This window comes from Sphingomonas sp. Sphisp66, from assembly GCF_047324325.1.
In the GTDB taxonomy this organism is placed as follows: Bacteria; Pseudomonadota; Alphaproteobacteria; order Sphingomonadales; family Sphingomonadaceae; genus Sphingomonas.
Genome location: NZ_CP168508.1, coordinates 1,520,914 through 1,537,659, shown reverse-complemented (window position 1 = coordinate 1,537,659; position 16,746 = coordinate 1,520,914). Strand labels below are relative to the sequence as shown.

At 68.4% G+C, this 16,746-nt stretch carries 16 protein-coding genes; 10 read left to right on the top strand and 6 right to left on the bottom strand.

Annotated features, from left to right (window positions below; translation table 11 throughout):
* Window positions 1-8: 8 nt before the first annotated feature.
* From moaC to lexA, 5 genes are all read left to right on the top strand, one after another.
* Window positions 9-485: a cyclic pyranopterin monophosphate synthase MoaC gene (gene moaC, locus ACEN8G_RS07515; protein WP_413416281.1), complete on the top strand. Its 477-nt coding sequence runs from the start codon at window positions 9-11 to the stop codon at window positions 483-485.
* Between the two features lie 159 nt (window positions 486-644).
* Window positions 645-1,298 (top strand): glutathione S-transferase family protein, encoded by a 654-nt coding sequence (locus tag ACEN8G_RS07510; protein ID WP_413416008.1) that lies wholly within the window; start codon window positions 645-647, stop codon window positions 1,296-1,298.
* A 104-nt stretch (window positions 1,299-1,402) separates the two neighbouring features.
* On the top strand, window positions 1,403-2,347 hold the full coding sequence (locus ACEN8G_RS07505; protein ID WP_413416009.1) for a PilZ domain-containing protein: 945 nt from the start codon (window positions 1,403-1,405) through the stop codon (window positions 2,345-2,347).
* A 42-nt stretch (window positions 2,348-2,389) separates the two neighbouring features.
* Window positions 2,390-3,574: a molybdopterin molybdotransferase MoeA gene (locus ACEN8G_RS07500; protein WP_413416010.1), complete on the top strand. Its 1,185-nt coding sequence runs from the start codon at window positions 2,390-2,392 to the stop codon at window positions 3,572-3,574.
* Between the two features lie 58 nt (window positions 3,575-3,632).
* Entirely contained in the window at window positions 3,633-4,331 is a 699-nt protein-coding gene (gene lexA, locus ACEN8G_RS07495) for a transcriptional repressor LexA (protein ID WP_413416011.1), read from the top strand.
* A gap of 3 nt (window positions 4,332-4,334) precedes the next feature.
* Here the strand turns inward: lexA and ACEN8G_RS07490 are convergent, their stop codons facing one another.
* Window positions 4,335-5,030, bottom strand: a complete 696-nt coding sequence (locus ACEN8G_RS07490) for an EF-hand domain-containing protein (RefSeq protein ID WP_413416012.1) — start codon at window positions 5,028-5,030, stop codon at window positions 4,335-4,337.
* A gap of 32 nt (window positions 5,031-5,062) precedes the next feature.
* Window positions 5,063-7,189 carry a ComEC/Rec2 family competence protein gene (locus ACEN8G_RS07485; protein WP_413416013.1) on the bottom strand — a complete coding sequence of 709 codons (2,127 nt, stop codon included), beginning with the start codon at window positions 7,187-7,189 and terminating at the stop codon, window positions 5,063-5,065.
* An 82-nt stretch (window positions 7,190-7,271) separates the two neighbouring features.
* Here ACEN8G_RS07485 and gltX point away from each other — a divergent pair, with 82 nt between their 5' ends.
* The 5 genes from gltX (at window position 7,272) to ACEN8G_RS07460 (ending at window position 12,187) form a co-directional block, all read left to right on the top strand.
* On the top strand, window positions 7,272-8,696 hold the full coding sequence (gltX, locus tag ACEN8G_RS07480) for a glutamate--tRNA ligase (protein ID WP_413416014.1): 1,425 nt from the start codon (window positions 7,272-7,274) through the stop codon (window positions 8,694-8,696).
* A 33-nt stretch (window positions 8,697-8,729) separates the two neighbouring features.
* Entirely contained in the window at window positions 8,730-10,013 is a 1,284-nt protein-coding gene (locus ACEN8G_RS07475) for a citrate synthase (protein WP_413416015.1), read from the top strand.
* Window positions 10,014-10,117: 104 nt separating this feature from the next.
* On the top strand, window positions 10,118-10,360 hold the full coding sequence (locus ACEN8G_RS07470; RefSeq protein WP_413416016.1) for a hypothetical protein: 243 nt from the start codon (window positions 10,118-10,120) through the stop codon (window positions 10,358-10,360).
* A 122-nt stretch (window positions 10,361-10,482) separates the two neighbouring features.
* The gene (locus ACEN8G_RS07465) at window positions 10,483-11,763 is read left to right on the top strand and encodes a calcium-binding protein (RefSeq protein ID WP_413416017.1); all 1,281 of its coding nucleotides are present in this window, start codon (window positions 10,483-10,485) and stop codon (window positions 11,761-11,763) included.
* 106 nt (window positions 11,764-11,869) lie between these two features.
* Window positions 11,870-12,187 carry a hypothetical protein gene (locus ACEN8G_RS07460; RefSeq protein ID WP_413416018.1) on the top strand — a complete coding sequence of 106 codons (318 nt, stop codon included), beginning with the start codon at window positions 11,870-11,872 and terminating at the stop codon, window positions 12,185-12,187.
* A 58-nt stretch (window positions 12,188-12,245) separates the two neighbouring features.
* Here the strand turns inward: ACEN8G_RS07460 and ACEN8G_RS07455 are convergent, their stop codons facing one another.
* The 4 genes from ACEN8G_RS07455 to ACEN8G_RS07440 are packed head-to-tail and all read right to left on the bottom strand — an operon-like array spanning window position 12,246 to window position 16,734.
* Window positions 12,246-12,977 (bottom strand): hypothetical protein, encoded by a 732-nt coding sequence (locus ACEN8G_RS07455; RefSeq protein ID WP_413416019.1) that lies wholly within the window; start codon window positions 12,975-12,977, stop codon window positions 12,246-12,248.
* 38 nt (window positions 12,978-13,015) lie between these two features.
* Entirely contained in the window at window positions 13,016-14,422 is a 1,407-nt protein-coding gene (locus tag ACEN8G_RS07450) for an ATP-binding protein (protein ID WP_413416033.1), read from the bottom strand.
* Entirely contained in the window at window positions 14,422-15,522 is a 1,101-nt protein-coding gene (locus tag ACEN8G_RS07445; RefSeq protein ID WP_413416020.1) for a DUF2336 domain-containing protein, read from the bottom strand. The genes ACEN8G_RS07450 and ACEN8G_RS07445 overlap by 1 nt, the downstream gene beginning before the upstream one ends.
* Window positions 15,523-15,558: 36 nt before the next feature.
* On the bottom strand, window positions 15,559-16,734 hold the full coding sequence (locus ACEN8G_RS07440; protein ID WP_413416021.1) for a hypothetical protein: 1,176 nt from the start codon (window positions 16,732-16,734) through the stop codon (window positions 15,559-15,561).
* Window positions 16,735-16,746: the final 12 nt, after the last annotated feature.

The following is a 16,746-nucleotide window of genomic DNA, read 5'->3' as shown; positions in this document are numbered from 1 at the left end:
AGAGGGAATTGACCGACCTTACCCATCTCGACGAAACCGGCGCCGCGCGCATGGTCGATGTCGCGGGCAAGGCGGTCACCGCGCGCGAGGCCGTGGCCTGCGGCCGGATCACCATGTCCGCCGAAGCCGCTGCCGCGATCCGCGCGGGTGCGGTGAAGAAGGGCGACGTGCTCGCCACCGCGCGGATCGCCGGGATCATGGCCGCCAAGCGCACCGCCGAGCTGATCCCGCTCTGCCACCCGCTGCCGCTGACCAAAGTCTCGGTCGATCTCGCGCCCGACGAGACCGGCGTCACCGTCACCGCCACCGCCGCGACGGAGGCGCAGACCGGCGTCGAGATGGAGGCGCTGACCGCCGTCTCCACCGCCTTGCTCACCCTCTACGACATGGCCAAGGCGCTCGATAAGGGCATGACCATCGGCGAGATCCGCCTGCTCTCCAAGAAGGGCGGCAAATCGGGCGACTGGGTGGCCCGAGCACCCTGATCGTCATCCCCGCGCAGGCGGGGATCCAGAGCCAAATACCGAACAACTCTGTTGCCCTGGATCCCCGCCTGCGCGGGGATGACGGAGGGTTGTGAAGAATCGCGTGACACCTCCGCCAAATCATAATAGTTAGTTTATAACCTAACTATTGAGGATGCCATGACCCTTCAGCTCTTCGGCCACCCCTTCTCGTCCTACACCTGGAAGGGCCTGATCCCACTCTACGAGAACGGCACCGCCTTCACCTTCCGCAATCTCGAGGATCCCGAAGCCAGCGCCGAACTGGAAGCGCGCTGGCCGCTCAAGCTCTTCCCGGTCCTGGTCGAAGGCGATCGCACCGTGCTCGAGGCGACGGCGATCATCGAATATCTCCACGTCCATCATCCCGGCCCGGTGCAACTGATCCCGGCCGATCCCGATCTCGCGGTGCAGGCGCGGATGTTCGACCGGATCTTCGACAATTACGTCATGGGCACGATGCAGAAGCCCGTGCTCAATTCGCTGCTGCCCGAGGAACGCCGCGATCCGATCGGCCTCGACGAGGCGATGGCCCGGCTCGACAAGGTCTATGCCTGGCTCGACGGCCATCTGGAGGGCCGCGAATGGGCCGTGGGCGACAGCTTCACCCTGGCCGATTGCGCCGCCGCGCCTTCGCTCTTCTATGCCGATTGGGTGCGCCCGATTCCGGAGACGCTCGCCAATCTGCGCGCCTATCGTGCCCGGCTGCTCGCCCGCCCCTCGGTCGCCCGCTGCGTCGAGGAAGCCCGCCCCTATCGCGCCTATTTCCCGCTCGGCGCCCCCAACCGCGACTGATCGTTCCGGGCACGCATTAGGGATTTCGCAACCCTGCGGATTAACCCCGCCTTCAGACCCGGCACCCCACTATCGAAAAGGGTCCGGGCGGGAAAAATCTTTTTATGCGACAGGGACTTGCGTCCTCCACCATTTTCAGCCTCTCGGGCGAGGCGCCGGCTGCGCAGCTGCTGCCCGAGCCAGGCGACCATGCCGCGTTCGACGCAGCGGTCCTGGTCGGCGAAACCACGCGTCTCGCCTGCTCGATCCGCAAGCTGAGCGCGGCGGGCGCAATGCTCCAGATCGACGACGAGATCGTCGAAGCCGAAGGACTGCATCTGGAACTCGCCAACGGCCAGTCGCTGGCGGGTCGGATCGGCTGGACCGAGCAGGGCTCGGCCGGCTTCCTGTTCGAGACGCCGATCGACGTGATCAGCACGCTTGCCCGCAACCTCGCCGCCCTTCCCGCCGAGCGCCGCAGCGTGCCGCGCGTCGAGCTGCACCAGACGATCTGCGTGCGCCGCGGCAACCAGGTCGAGTTCACCCGCAGCCGCAACCTCTCCCAGGGCGGCTGCGGCTTCGAGACCGACATCGCGCTGCAGGAAGGCGACGCGGTCCAGATCAATTTCGACGGCCTGCGCCCGCTCGACGGCCTGGTGAAATGGTCGCAGGGCAGCTTTGCCGGCGTCGCGTTCGACGAGGATTTGCCCTGGCAGGTGCTGATGCCCTGGCTGCGCCAGGCCCAGCAACAGCCTTCGCATCACACGCGCATCGCGGTGATCCAGGAGCAGAACGGGCTGATCCCCGACCAGAAGGCGATCCGCCTCGACACCCCCGCCCGGGTGCGCGAGGGCGTGCGCTGGTGGAACGTCAAGCTGCGCGGGATCACGCCCCAGCTCGTCGAGTTCGAATCGCGCGCGCCTTTCGCCAACGGCGCCCAGCTATGGATCTCGCTGCCCAATATCGGCGGCGGTCCGGCCTCGGTGATCGAGACCGACGACCGCCACCGCTTCCTTTGCGAGTTCCGCCTGCCGCTCAAGGCGGGCGATCTCGGCCGGATCTCGGGCTAGCGAATACTGGCGTGGCTTGTCCGCCTGCCCTAGGCAGCGGGCATGGCCGATCTCCTCCCCGTCGCCGAAGCCCAGCAACGCCTGTTCGCGCTCGCCGCGCCGGTTGCCGAGGAACTGTGCCCGCTCGCCGAGGCCGCGGGCCGCTGGGTGTCGCGGGACATAGCCGCGTTGCGGACCCAGCCGGCCGCGGACCTCTCCTCGATGGACGGCTACGCGATCCGCTTCGACGACCTGCCCGGCCCCTGGGAAGTGATAGGCGAGAGTGCCGCCGGTCGCGGCTTTGCGGGTGCAACGGGAGTAGGTGAGGCGGTGCGCATCTTCACCGGCGCCCCGCTGCCGCCCGGTACCGACACGATCCTCGTCCAGGAAGAAGCCGCGTGTGATGGCACCCGCCTCATACTCGCCGGTGAGGGCCCGCCGCGTCTCGGCAGCAGCGTCCGCGCGCGCGGGCTCGATTTCGTCGAGGGTGATGCCCTGATCCGCGCCGGCGAGCGCCTCCCCCCCGCCCGCCTCGCGCTTGCCGCCATTGCCGGCCATGCGGCCCTGCCCGTCCGCCGCAAGGTGCGCGTGGCGCTGCTTTCCACCGGCGACGAGCTGGTTCCGCCCGGCACCCCGCTCGGCTCCGACCAGATTCCCGAGACCAACCGCCTGCTACTTGCGGCGATGCTCGCCGAGCTGCCGATCGAGCTGATCGACCTCGGCATACTGCCCGACCGGCAGGACGCGCTGGAGGCAGCGTTCCGCGGGCTCGACTGCGATCTGCTCGTCACCACCGGCGGCGCCTCGGTCGGCGATCACGATCTCGTCCGCCCGGCGCTCGAGGCGGCGGGCGCGACGATCGACTTCTGGAAGGTCGCGCTGCGCCCCGGCAAGCCGGTGATGGCCGGCCGGCTGGGCGACGCAGTCGTGCTCGGCCTGCCCGGCAACCCGGTGTCGGTGTTCGCCACGACGATCCTGTTCGTCCGCCCGTTGATCGCGCATCTCGCCGGGGCCGCCGATCCGCTGCCCCGGACGCGCACCGTGCCGCTGGGCGAGCCCCTGCCCGCCACCGGCGCCCGCGCCGACTATCTCCGCGCCGAGCTGATCGACGGGCGCGCCCATGCCGCGACGATCCAGGACTCGTCGATGCTGCGCACCCTGGCCCGCGCGACCTGCCTGATCGTGCGTCCGGCAGGGGCTCCGGAGGCGAAAACGGGCGACTCGGCAGAAATCCTCGACATCGCTTGACAAGCAGGCGGAACATTGCAAAAACGTTCCCAGTCTGTTCCAGACCGGGAGAAACGGGATGCTCACGCGCAAGCAGCACGAGCTCATCTGCTTTATTGCCGACCGGCTTGCCGAGACCGGCGTGTCGCCTTCGTTCGAGGAAATGAAGGAGGCGCTCGACCTCAAGTCGAAATCGGGTGTGCATCGGCTGATCTCGGCGCTTGAGGAGCGGGAGTTCATCCGCCGCCTGCCCAACCGTGCCCGTGCGCTCGAAGTGCTGCGCATGCCGGAGCGCGGCGGCGAAGCGGCGAAGAAGCCCGCAGCCCCCAAGACCGGGGCCCCCGTGGCATCAACTTCGTCAACTTCCACGCCTTCGACGCTGCCGGCGCCGGCCAATGACGTGATCGAGATCCCGCTGCACGGCCGCATCGCCGCCGGTACCCCGATCGAGGCGCTCCAGGATTCGGCCATGCTCCCGGTCCCTGCCGCCCTGCTCGGCGCGGGCGAGCATTATGCGCTCGAAGTCGCGGGTGATTCGATGGTCGAGGCCGGCATCCTCGACGGCGACTATGCCCTGATCCGCCGCACCGAGACGGCGCGCGACGGCGAGATCGTCGTGGCGCTGATCGACGAGAATGAGGCGACGCTGAAGTATTTCCGCAAGGAAGGCGCGATGATCCGGCTCGATCCGGCCAATCGCGACTACAACCCCCAGCGCTACCGCCCCGACCAGGTCCGCGTGCAGGGCCGCCTCGCCGGGCTGCTCCGGAAGTATTGAGGCTCAGGCCAGGAACTCGGTCCAGGCGACCTTGCCGTCGCCATTGCGGTCGAGTTCCTGGAACGGTGCGACGTCGGGCTGCTCCCCGATGAAGCGGAACAAGTTCCAGGCAGCGGCATATTCTGCCGGCGACAGCGTTCCGTCGCGATTGGCGTCGAGCAGGTCGAAGCCGGCGCGGAACATCTTCAGCCGGTGCGCCGCGAACTCGGCGAAGCTGACCTTGCCGTCGCCGTTCGCATCCGCCTTGGCGAGTGCGAAGTCGGAAGCGGAGATGGTGAAGGGCCGCAGCCCGCGCACCTCGGGCATCGAAGCCCGGCGCAGCGGCAACGCCATCACCCGATGCTCCCCGCACCAGATGCTTGGCTCGGCGCGCTTCGGGCCAAGCTCGTCGGAGGTCAGCACCCCGTCATGGTTGCTGTCGAACGCGGCATAGCTAGGGCGGAAGTCGGGCGCGGCGGTCACCGCCGATGGCATGGCCAGCCCGATCGCCCCGATCATCGCGGCAGCGGCAAGCGGGCGGGACCAGCGGCGCAGCAGGCCGGGCTGCGGCGGCTCGCCGGCAAGCCGCGTCTCGACGAAGCCGCGCACCACGTCGCTGGCGGTTCGCCCCTCTGCCCGGCACTGTTCCATGAAGGCGCGCTTCACCGCATGGGGAAGCCGCACTTCGATCGTGTCGCTCTTCTTCGGGGGCCTGATCATGGACGAAGGAGAACGCCAGGCGTCGCCAAAGGCTAGCGATTTCGTGTCCGGACAGGTGCAATCTCCCCTTCCGGCATATAGGGCGGCTGGACCTTTGGCGGGTTCAACCAGGGATGCTGCCCCGCGCCGCGCACCATCGTCACCCGCCCGCTCCCGAATGCGATTGCCACCCCGCCCGTCCGGGCCAGCGCCGGCCGGTCGAGCTTGAGCCAGCGCGGCGTACAGCCCGCAGGCAAGCGCCGGTCGCTGATCATCACATCGACGCGGCGGCACAGGGCGGTGAACTCGGCCCAGGGCAGCACATAAGGGCTCCGCGTCGCCGCGATTCGCCACACCCGGTTGCCGGCGCGATGCTCGATCATGCAACTGTCGAGGCTGCACCGCGCCGCGGGCTGCTCGGACAGCGCCACCGGCTCGGCATCGCTGCCGCCGGTCTCGGCCAGCATGTCGCGGGTATAGTCCCCTGCCCGGTCGCGCAGCAGCGCCGTGCTGCCGTCCGCCATGCGGATCGCCAGATGGCGGCCGTCGCCGGTGACGATCAGGTCGGGCGCCGGCGTGGCGAGCATCCAGATGAGACCGGCGAACAGCGGCACCGCGCCTGCCCAGCGCAGGCGCGTCCGCCACAATGCCAACCACAACCCTCCGGCCATCATCAGCGCGAAGGCGCCGTTCGGCATGCTCGGAAAGGCCGCCACGGCACCCGGCGCGGCCGCAGTAGTCCGCGCGATCCAGAGCAGCAGGTCGAGCGCGCGGGCCGTGAGCCACCAGGCGGGACCGCCCAGCCCGACCAGGTCGAGTGCCAGCGCCAGCGCCTCGATCGGCATGATCACGAAGGTGGTGAGCGGGATGGCGACGATGTTGGCGAGCGCGCCATAGAGCCCGGCTTGGTGAAAGTGGAACAGCCCGATCGGCATCAGCGCGAGCTCGACGGCGAAGCCGGTGACGAGCAGCACACCCGCGCCGCGCAGCAATGCCGCCACACGTCCCTCCTCCCGCTTGCCGAACCAGCCCTGCATGCGCGGGCTCTCGTGCAGCGCGACGATCGCGGTCACCGCCGCGAAACTCAGCTGGAAGCTCGCCCCAGCCAGCGCCTCGGGCCAGAGCAGCAGCACGATCATCGCGCCCGCCGCGACCAGCCGCAGCGTGATCGCCTCGCGCCCCAGGCTCAGCGCCAGCAGCACGAGCAGCGCGGCGACACACGACCGGATCGTCGGTACCTCGGCGCCGGTGAGCCAGGTATAGCCGATCGCCGCCAGTGCCCCCGCCCCCGCGGCGACCAGCGGCAACCGCCACCGCAAGGCGAGCGTCGGGCTCAAGGCGAGCAGCTTGAGTACCAGCAGCATCGCCGCCGCCGTCACCGCAGTGACGTGCAGCCCGCTCACCGAGAGCAGATGGGCGAGGCCGGAGCGCTGCATCGCCTCGACATCCTCGGTGGCGATCGCACCCTGGTCGCCCGTGGCGAGCGCGCTGGCGATGCCGCCCCCGCTCCCCTCGATTCGCGACTGGATATGTGCGGAGAGCGACGCGCGCAGATCCGCGCCGGATGCCTTTGCCGGCGTCACCACCTCGACCGGATCGAAACCCTTGCCAGTAGCACCTAGTCCGGCAAACCATGCGGTGCGTGCGAAATCATAGCCGCCCGGCACCGCGGCCCCGGCGGGCGGCATCAGCCGGGCCCGCAGCTTGACCACCGCGTCCCGCGCGAGTCCCGCGGGCACGTCCTTCGCCTCCAGGTTCACCCGCACGCGCGGCGGCAGGTCGCTGCGGCCAGGCAGCAAGGTCACGCGCACCAGCTCTCGCGCCGGCATCCGCTCGACCCGCACGACGCGACCGCTGATCTCCACCACCGCCGGCCGCGCCAGCACCGGTGCCGTGACGCGCTCGGCCCGCCACCAGATCAGCGCGCAGCCCGCGGCCATGGCGAGCCCGCCGATCAGCAGCGCTCGCCCCAGCCGCCCCGGCAGGGCCAGTCCGAGCAGCGCCGCCGCGGCGCAGGCGAGCAGGAAGCCGATCCAGCGCGACGCATCGGGAAGCAGGAACCAGGCAGTGATCCCGCCCCCCAGCGCGACCGGCAGCCAGAGCGGCAGCTGTCCCCGCTCCGCCTCCAGCCAGCGCTCGATCGCGCCGCCGATCTGGCGAAATGCCGCCCCTCCCCCCATTTGAAGGGAGGCAGACCCCGTGCTAGGGGCGCCCTCGGCGGCTGAACGGGCCATCGAAAACACTTTCTGGGAGCAAGCTCGGTTGGGCGCAACATCTGATACGGGTGCGAAACAGGTCGTCACGCGGTTCGCACCGTCCCCTACCGGGTTCCTGCACATCGGCGGTGCGCGCACCGCGCTGTTCAACCTGCTGTTCGCCCGCCATCACGGCGGCAAATTCCTGCTGCGCATCGAGGATACCGATCGCGCCCGCTCGACCGACCAGGCGATCTCCGCGATCCTCGACGGGATGCGCTGGCTGAACCTCGATTGGGACGGCGACGAGGTCTATCAATTCTCCCGCGCCGCGCGGCATGCCGAGGTCGCCCGCGAGATGCTCGCCAACGGCCATGCGTACAAGTGCTTCGCCACCGCCGAGGAGCTCGAGGCGATGCGCGCCGAGCAGAAGGCGAACAAGCAGCCGCTGCGCTATGACGGCCGCTGGCGCGACCGCGACGAGGCCGAGGGCGGCAACGCCCCCTATGTCATCCGCCTCAAGGCGCCGCGCGAAGGCGCGGTGACGATCCAGGATCACGTCCAGGGCCCGGTGACAGTCAACAATGCCGAGCTCGACGACCTCGTCCTGCTCCGCTCGGACGGCACGCCGACCTATATGCTCGCGGTGGTGGTCGACGATCACGACATGGGCGTGACCCATGTGATCCGCGGCGACGATCACCTGAACAACGCCTTCCGCCAGCTGCCGATCTATCGCGCAATGGGCTGGGACGAGCCCGAATACGCGCACATCCCGCTGATCTTCAATCCGGACGGCACCAAGATGTCGAAGCGGAAGAACGCAGTGGCGGTCGACGAGTATCGCGACCAGCTCGGCATCCTGCCCGAGGCGCTGTCCAACTACCTCCTCCGCCTCGGCTGGGGCCATGGCGATGACGAGATCATCAGCCGCGAGCAGGCGATCGAATGGTTCGAACTGTCCGGCGTCGGCCGCAGCCCGTCGCGCTTCGACCTGAAGAAGCTCGAGAGCCTGAACGGCCATTATATCCGCGCGGCCAGCGACGAGCGGCTCGCCGACCTCGTGGCGCCGCGACTCGGTTTCGAACTTTCGGAATCGCAGCATGATCTTCTGCGCCGCAGCATGGCCGCATTGAAGCCGCGCGCCGCGAATCTCCTCGAATTGGCGGAGGGCGCGGCCTTCCTGTTTCGCACTCGCCCACTGGAATTGGACGACGGCGCCAAGGCTCTGCTAGAGGGCGACGCGCGGGGGCTCCTGTCCAAGCTGCACGCCGCGCTTGACGGCGTGGAAAGCTGGGATACGGAGGCGCTCGAAGCGGCGGTACGCACCGTCGCGGAAGATGCGGGTGTCAAGCTCGGTGCGACTGCGCAGCCTCTGCGCGCGGCACTCACCGGGCGTCGGACATCTCCGGGCATCTTTGACGTTCTAGCGCTGCTGGGACGCGAAGAGAGCCTGGCTCGCATCGCAGATCAGATGACCGTGCCGGCCTGATCCCAGGTTCGGCCCAGACTAAGGACGACGTTTATGAGCGACACCGCGAAGCTGCAGGTTCCGGGGAAGGATGTCGAATATCCGATTCTCTCGGGCAGCGTCGGCCCGGAGGTCATCGACATCCGCAAGCTCTACGGCCAGACCGGCAAGTTCACCTATGACCCCGGCTTCACCTCGACCGCTTCGTGCGAATCGGGCCTGACCTATATCGATGGCGACGAGGGCATCCTGCTCCACCGCGGCTATCCGATCGGCCAGCTCGCCGAGCAGTCGAGCTTCATGGAAGTCGCCTATCTCCTCCTGAACGGCGAGCTGCCGGACCAGGGCGAGCTGGACGCGTTCGAGAACACGATCACCCGCCACACCATGCTGCACGAGCAGCTCGCGACCTTCTATCGCGGCTTCCGCCGTGACGCGCACCCGATGGCGGTGATGTGCGGCGTCGCCGGCGCGCTCTCGGCCTTCTATCACGACTCGACCGACATCACCGATCCGAAGCAGCGCATGATCGCGTCGCACCGCCTGATCGCCAAGATGCCGACGATCGCGGCGATGGCCTACAAGTATTCGGTCGGCCAGCCGTTCCTCTATCCGGACAACAAGCTCAGCTACACCGGCAACTTCCTGCGCATGACCTTCGGCGTGCCGGCGGAAGAATATGTGGTGAATCCGGTGGTCGAGAAGGCGATGGACCGCATCTTCATCCTCCATGCCGATCACGAGCAGAACGCCTCGACCTCGACCGTGCGCCTCGCCGGTTCGTCGGGCGCGAACCCGTTCGCCTGCATCGCGGCCGGCATCGCCTGCCTGTGGGGCCCGGCGCATGGCGGCGCCAACGAAGCGGCGCTCAACATGCTGCGCGAGATCGGCCGTCCGGAGCGCATCCCCGAGTACATCGCCCGCGCCAAGGACAAGAACGATCCGTTCCGCCTGATGGGCTTCGGCCACCGCGTCTACAAGAACTACGATCCGCGCGCGACCGTGATGCAGAAGACCGTGCGCGAAGTGTTCGACGCGCTCAAGGTCAACGATCCCGTCTTCGAGGTCGCGCTGCAGCTCGAGGAGATGGCGCTCAACGATCCGTACTTCATCGAGAAGAAGCTGTTCCCGAACGTCGATTTCTATTCGGGCGTGATCCTCTCGGCGATCGGCTTCCCGACCACGATGTTCACCGCGCTCTTCGCCCTTGCCCGCACCGTCGGCTGGGTCGCGCAGTGGAACGAGATGATCTCGGATCCCGAGCAGAAGATCGGCCGCCCGCGCCAGCTCTACACCGGCCCGACGCAGCGCGACTACGTGCCGGTCGGCAAGCGCTGAGCCGCCTTCCAACCCCATATCGGTTCCAGGAACGCCGTCTCCGCCTTCGCGGGGGCGGCGTTTTCGGTTAACGCTGCGGCGACCATCCGCTCGGAGTCGCCGGAATGCGCCAGAACATCCTGATCCTCATCGGCATCCTCGGCTTCATCGCGGGCGTGGTGTTCATGCTCCAGGGGCTCGGCATCCTGCAGGTGCCCGTCACCAGCCCGATGATCGGCAGCCAGACCTGGGTGATCCGCGGCGGGATCATCGCGCTGCTCAGCGCGATACTGGTCGGGGGCGTCCGCCTTGTCCCCACCCGCGCCGAGCGCAAGGCTGCGCGCCGGGCAGAACGCGAGCAGCGCTGAGCACCGCTATCTCCGGATCGGTTTAAACTCCCGTTGTAACGCCCGGCATCCGTTGGAAATTTCCCTCGGGCCCAGCCCCGTCGTCCTGACGGATTCGGCCACTGCAAAGGGGAGTTGCAACCATGCCCAGCTATACCGGGACCAACAACGCGGACACCATCTACGGATCGGCGAGCGGCGACTTCATCTACGGCTATGGCGGCAACGACGTGCTGCTCGGCCAGGATGGCGGCGACACGCTCTATGGTGGCGATGGCAACGACAATCTGTTCGGCCACAGCGCGCTCACCGACAGCTATTCCGACAATCTCTTCGGCGAGAATGGCGACGACCATCTGCTCATGTCGGTCGGCGACTATGCCAATGGCGGCGCCGGCTATGACACCCTCTACGTCTATCTGATGAACGCATCGGCCGGCCAGACGATCAACTTCTCGGGGCTCTGGAGTGGCGGGACGGTCTCGATCGCCGGCGGATCGGCGACCGCGATGGAATCGCTCTTTGTCGTCTATGGCAGCAACTATGCCGACACGATCACCGCCGGCAGCGTCACCGGCACGGCACCGCAGATCTTCGGCTGGGGCGGCAGCGACACGCTCTATGGCGGCGACGGCAACGACTGGATCGAAGGCCAGGCGATGGATCATGTCGGCCTCGATACCGCGGTCGACTATATCTATGGCAATGGCGGCAACGACTTTGTCAGCGGCGCGCTTGGCGATTATATCGACGGGGGCAGCGGCACCGACGCGCTGAAGCTCGACCTTACCCTGGCGACCGGCGGCGTGAACTGCGACTTCGCGCCCCTGCTCGCCGGCTATACCGGCACGATCCTGGGCACGACGCTGGTCAGCATCGAGCATATCGATAGCGTATACGGTACCGCCTATGACGATGTCTTCGACACGAGCGCCGACAATTACGCCACGCTGATCTCCGCCGGGAACGGCAATGACCAGCTGCTCGGCGGCTCGGGCGACAATCGCCTGTTCGGCGGGGCCGGAGACGACTGGCTCTATGGCGGTGGCGGGGCCGACATGCTGGTCGGCGGGGCCGGCCTCGACAGCATGACCGGCGGTTCGGGGGCGGACCAGTTCGCCTTCAACCCCGGCGACTTCACCGCCAGCATCCTCCCCTCGCAGGTCGATCGCATCACCGATTTCAGCCGGGCCGATGGCGACAAGATCAACCTGTCGCCGATCGATGCGATCACCGGCGGATCGGACAATGCCTTCAGCTTCATCGGCAACGCGGCGTTCAGCGGCGTCGCGGGGCAGCTCCGCTACGACTATGCGGGCAGCGACACGATGGTGTTTGGCGACATCAACGGCGACGGCATCGCGGATTTCGCGATCCAGCTCACTGGCTCGTTCAGCCTCATCTCTTCCGATTTCATGCTCTGAGCGGGCGCGCCAACCTGAACCCTGGCCTACCAACGGGTTCAGCAATGCGACTCAATCGCCGCCCTATCGTTCTTCGTGCGGGAAGAGAGAGGAATGGAGAGTTGAGATGAACCTTGCCAAGCTGATCGCAGCGGCTGCGCTGGCCACCGTCGGCATCGCCAGCGCCGCCACGCCGGCGGCCGCCGCGCCGGTGCCGACCACCAGCGTGATCGCGCTCGCCGCCGCGGCACCGGCCGCGCAGGACTGGCGCTATCGGGACCGGGACCGCTATCGCGACCATGATCGCCGTCGCTGGGATCGTGGCCGCCATCGCGGCTGGGATCGCGGCCGTCGTGGCTATGACCGCCGTTATTACCACAACCGCCGCGTCTGCTGGCGCGAGTGGCGCTACGGCAACCGCGTGACGATCTGCCGCCGCCGCTAACCGGCGCCGATCGCGAGCGACAATGGGGCGTCCGCCGGGATCCGGCGGGCGCCCCGTCTCAGTTCACGGTGATGGGCTGCGGGTCATAATGGAGCTTCCCCGCAGCATCTCGTGCGAAATCTGCTTCAATCTCAATATATTCCGGCTCGCCGCGCTGATATACGGGCAGGCCTATGCGGCAGGAGGACCTGCCCTTTTCGAAGGGCGCGCAGCCGAATGCATGGATTCGGCCGAGCTTCAGCCCCGGGTCGGTCTCATCGAAGAAGTCCCGCATCATTTCCGGACTTCGCAGCAGCGCCGCGACTTCTTCCCGCGTGACGGGGCTGGCATATTCGTCGGGAACGCGCCCCTCAAGTCTGCTGCTGATCACCGGCTGCTGCATCCGCTCCCGATCCCGCTGTGCCCGGGCTTCGGCGTCCAGGCGTTCGAACAACGACATCTTGCCCTTCGCGACCCTGGCGAATCCGCACAGGATCCTGACCTCCTCGCGCACCTGCTCTGCATCCTGCGCGGGCCGGCGGGTCTGGACGAAGACCAGCGAGAAGTTCGGGGTCTGCACCCCCGTGCCCACGGCGAAACGCTCGCGGTCCAGCGCATCGAAGAAGGCATCGACCGGCGTCGTCAGCCCCGATCGGAGCTGGAACACATAATTGGCGGTGATGCCTTGCGCGTCCGGGCGCACCACTGTCGCCGGATCGGTCGCACACAGATCCGCCTGTGCGGCCATGTCATATTCCTGCGCGGGAACCGCTGCGGCGATCATCAGCGCGAACATGTCGAGAATTGCCATCACGCCTTCCTCCCACCGGGATCAGGCCCGCAAAAGCTTCAGCTTTGGTGAACGTCACCGCGGATCGGCAGGCTGAACACGAAGCGGGCGCCCTGTCCGGGCGCGCTGTCCACTACCAGGTCGCCGCCCATCGCGCGGGCAAGGCGGCGGGCGATGTAGAGGCCCAGGCCCGAGCCGCCCGGCTCGCTCGGGTCGACCCGGCCGAATTTCTCGAAGATCTTCTCCTGATCGGCCTGCGCGATGCCCTTGCCCTGATCGGCGACGATCACATGGCCGTGCCCCTCGTCGCGCTCGAGCCGGATCCACACCATCGCGCCCGGCGGCGAATAGCGCACCGCATTGCCGATCAGGTTGACCAGCACCTGCAGCGCCCGGCGGAACTCGCCGTGCACCGGGACCAATTCGTCCATCGCCGGCCGGTCGATCCGCACCTCGGCCTGGGCGGCGCGCACCGCGAGCAGCCCGGCGGCCCGGCGCGCGACATCCGCCAAGTCGATCGGCTCGTCGCCGGTCTCGAAATCATCGCGCTCGATCGCCTGGAGGTCGACCAGGTCATCGACCAGCCCGAGCAGGTGCCGCCCGGCATTGGCGATGTCGCTGGCATACTCCGCATAATCGGGCTTGAGCGGTCCCTCGGTCTGCGCGCTGATCGAATCGGCGTTGGCGATGATCTTGCCGAGCGGCCCGCGCAGCGCGCGATCGAGCCGCTGGCTGAACGAATCGGGGAAGCCGCCGAACGGCGCGGCGGCCTGGGGCAGCGGCGTATCGACCTTGGGTGCGGCGGGCACGGCCTGGTCGAGCATGTGTGCGGCGCCGACAAAGCCGGCGAAGCGCCCGCCCGGATCGGTGCGCGGCGTGGCGGCAAGGCGGACCATCCGACCCGTGCCGCGCAACTCGGCCTTCTGCCCGTCGAACCTGCCCTGGGCAGCCACCGCGGTGAGGATCGGCAACTCGCCGGCCTCGTCCTGCTCGAGCCGGAACAGGCGGGTCAGCGGCTGGCCCAGCATCGCGCTCGAATCGAATCCGTAGCGCGCGCCCGCCTCGATCGAGAGGAAGGTGATACGCAGCGACGCATCGGTCTCCCACAGCCAGTCGGCCGCGGAGCGGAAGAAGTCCCCGTCGCGCTCGGGCTCGCTCGCCGGCGCGCGCCAGCCCGGCCGCAGCCGCCAGCCGCTGACTTCGAGGCGCACCCCGCCCTGCTCGGGCTCGGCACGCACCCACAATTCCAGATCGTCCTCGCCGTCCGCCGCGATGACGTTGCGCGAGATGGCGATGCCCAGCCGCTGCGAGAGCCGCGCGAGCGTGGCAATCTGCGGCACGGCAAGCGGCGCGCCGATATTGCCGCCGGCGCGCATGTTGAGCTCGAACAGCCGCGCCTCGGCATCGATCAGCCGCCCTTCGGCATCGAGCCGGGCGATCGACAGCGGCAGCGAGGGATCGATGATCACTTCACCCCTCCCCGCTGGAGCGCGATAAGCGCCGCGCGATAATCGGGGTCGAGCTTGAGCGGCGCCAGGGCGGCACGCGCCTCGACCGGCGAGATCGATGCGATGGTATCGAGCGTGTCGGCGAATTTCTCCAGGTCGCGGCGCGGATCGGCCTCGCTCAGCGCGTAGCCGATCTGGGCGACACCTTCACGACCGATCTCCAGCGCGCGCAGCGCCAGCCACAGCCGGTCGGCACCGGGGTCGAGGACCAGGTCGCGGGCGAGCGCATAGGGCACGCCCAGCGCATGGCCGAGCAAAGCGATGAACAGCACGATCCGCCGGTCGCCCAGCGCCTCGACCAGCATGCCGGAAAGCTCGCCCGGCTGCGCGTCGATCGCCGCGGCGAAGCGCATCGCGGCGGCCTCGAGCCGGTCGCCCTCGTCATAGGCGGCGAGGCTGCGCTGGGCGGCGTCGCACAGCGCCCGGTCGAGCGCCTCGTTCGCGCCTTCGAACCGTTCGCGCAGCGCCGCCGCGGTCCACCACACCAATCGGTGGTGCAGCTCGGCGGGAAGCTCGGTCTGGAATTGTCCCACTTCGGGACTGCCCCGGCGACGACTTTCGGCGATCAGCACCGCCATCGCGCTCGCGGCGACCACCCTGTCCGGATGCTGGACGAATCGGTTGATCAGGCTGGGCCGCTCGGGATCGTCCGGCGCGTTCATCGGCAGCGCGGTGCTCAGCATCTCCTGGCGGACGCGCGCGACCAGCTCGGCCATCAGGTCGCCGTCGCGCAGCAGGCCGGAATTCCACAGCCGCACCAGCACCGAGACGCCCGGCTCGATCAGCGCCACGACCAGCGCCGATTCGCCGCGCCCGGTGAGCAACCGTACGGCATGCTCGCGAATCTCGCCTTCCACCGTCTCCACGAGTCCACGCAGCAGCGCGGCCAGGCCTGCGCGGCTATGCTCGTCGAGCCGTGCCTCTTCGGGCAGGAAGAAATCTTCGACAGCGACCATCAGACCCTTATAGGCGCGCAGCTCCGCAGCCGCCGCACGTGCGAGCAGCTCCCGGGCGCTGACGGCCAAGCCATCGCGCGTGCCGACGGGATTATCCGACATCGACCTCAAGCTAGCGGAAATGTCCTTAAGACGAGACTAAGCTTTTTCGCGAATGCCCTCAACTGCTGCAGCGAGTGTCGCGAAGGAATATATCGCAACTGCAGCAAGGCCGATCGTGGCGAATCCGGCGAGCGCAAAGGGCGCCAGAACAAGCAGATGCGCCGACGGGCTGGCCCACCAGCGCTTCGCCCGGGCCGGCACGCGCTCGACGAGAAGCTGCGCCGCAACGCCGACCAGCGCGAGCACCGGTGGCGTGGTGCTGGCCGTATTGGCGAATTCGGCCCAGCCGGTGAGAATCGCCGTCAACCCGAACAGCGCGAAGATCGCCCATTCGAGCAGCCCGGCGCGCTTGTCCTCGCCGCGCAGCACCGCCATCGCCGCGCCGGTGGCCAGCGTCGCGGTGCCGAGCAGCGCGACCGTGGCGCCCGCCCCCTCGAAGCGCAGCGCAGTGAGAATCAGCGAGCCCGCCGAGATCACCCCGCCGGCGACGCTCAGCGCCCAGCCGGGTACGTTGCGGCCGACCAGCTCGGGCAGCGCGATTCGCGCGGCGCGAGTGAATACCCAGCGGTCCGCCCAATTGGTGCGGCGTTCGGTCAGCGCCGCCAGCACGCCGGTGTTGCGCGCGGCCAGTCCCTCGACGCTGCGCTCCACGGCATGGCCGCCCTTGAGCCAGCCGGCGGTGAGGCCGACATGCTCGGCGCCCGATTGCGCGGCGACGCGCAGCAGCGCCGACTGGAAGTCGTAATCCTCGGGCATCTGCGCGATCTGGGCGAGCTGCTCGACGGTGATGCGCGCGACGCCGGCCCAACTGTCGCGCATGTCGAGCCGCTCGATCGCGGCGGGCGAGGTCGGATCGTCAGTGACGAGCAGCGCCTCGCCGCCCGCCTTCGCCATCCTGTCCATCACCGGATCGGTGGTGACCAGGCCATCGGCCATCACCAGCACCTGCGCGCCCGGCGCGATCTTCTCAGCGGCTTCCTCGGCCGAGCGGACGATCTCGATGCGAGCATGCCGCTTGGCGGCGCGATTGACCGCGGTGAGCAGCGCCGGCGTCATCTTGCCGACGGCGACCAGCACCTGCTCCGCCCCGGCGCCGACCAGCAGCCGAGCCTGATATTCGAGCAGCGTCATGCCGCCGAACGGCAGCGTCGCCATCAGCGTACCCGGACGGCCCTCGGCCTCCTCGACAGCGAATATGAGCCCCGCGAGCATGTTGGGGTGGTT

Excerpts from the sequence above, each read along its gene's own strand:
- ACEN8G_RS07510 (WP_413416008.1), top strand. The coding sequence starts at position 645 with ATGACCCTTCAGCTCTTCGGCCACCCCTTCTCGTCCTACACCTGGAAG.
- ACEN8G_RS07505 (WP_413416009.1), top strand. The coding sequence starts at position 1,403 with ATGCGACAGGGACTTGCGTCCTCCACCATTTTCAGCCTCTCGGGCGAG.
- ACEN8G_RS07500 (WP_413416010.1), top strand. The coding sequence starts at position 2,390 with ATGGCCGATCTCCTCCCCGTCGCCGAAGCCCAGCAACGCCTGTTCGCG.
- lexA (WP_413416011.1), top strand. The coding sequence starts at position 3,633 with ATGCTCACGCGCAAGCAGCACGAGCTCATCTGCTTTATTGCCGACCGG.
- ACEN8G_RS07490 (WP_413416012.1), bottom strand. The coding sequence starts at position 5,030 with ATGATCAGGCCCCCGAAGAAGAGCGACACGATCGAAGTGCGGCTTCCC.
- ACEN8G_RS07485 (WP_413416013.1), bottom strand. The coding sequence starts at position 7,189 with ATGGGGGGAGGGGCGGCATTTCGCCAGATCGGCGGCGCGATCGAGCGC.
- ACEN8G_RS07475 (WP_413416015.1), top strand. The coding sequence starts at position 8,730 with ATGAGCGACACCGCGAAGCTGCAGGTTCCGGGGAAGGATGTCGAATAT.
- ACEN8G_RS07470 (WP_413416016.1), top strand. The coding sequence starts at position 10,118 with ATGCGCCAGAACATCCTGATCCTCATCGGCATCCTCGGCTTCATCGCG.
- ACEN8G_RS07465 (WP_413416017.1), top strand. The coding sequence starts at position 10,483 with ATGCCCAGCTATACCGGGACCAACAACGCGGACACCATCTACGGATCG.
- ACEN8G_RS07460 (WP_413416018.1), top strand. The coding sequence starts at position 11,870 with ATGAACCTTGCCAAGCTGATCGCAGCGGCTGCGCTGGCCACCGTCGGC.
- ACEN8G_RS07455 (WP_413416019.1), bottom strand. The coding sequence starts at position 12,977 with ATGGCAATTCTCGACATGTTCGCGCTGATGATCGCCGCAGCGGTTCCC.
- ACEN8G_RS07445 (WP_413416020.1), bottom strand. The coding sequence starts at position 15,522 with ATGTCGGATAATCCCGTCGGCACGCGCGATGGCTTGGCCGTCAGCGCC.
- ACEN8G_RS07440 (WP_413416021.1), bottom strand. The coding sequence starts at position 16,734 with ATGCTCGCGGGGCTCATATTCGCTGTCGAGGAGGCCGAGGGCCGTCCG.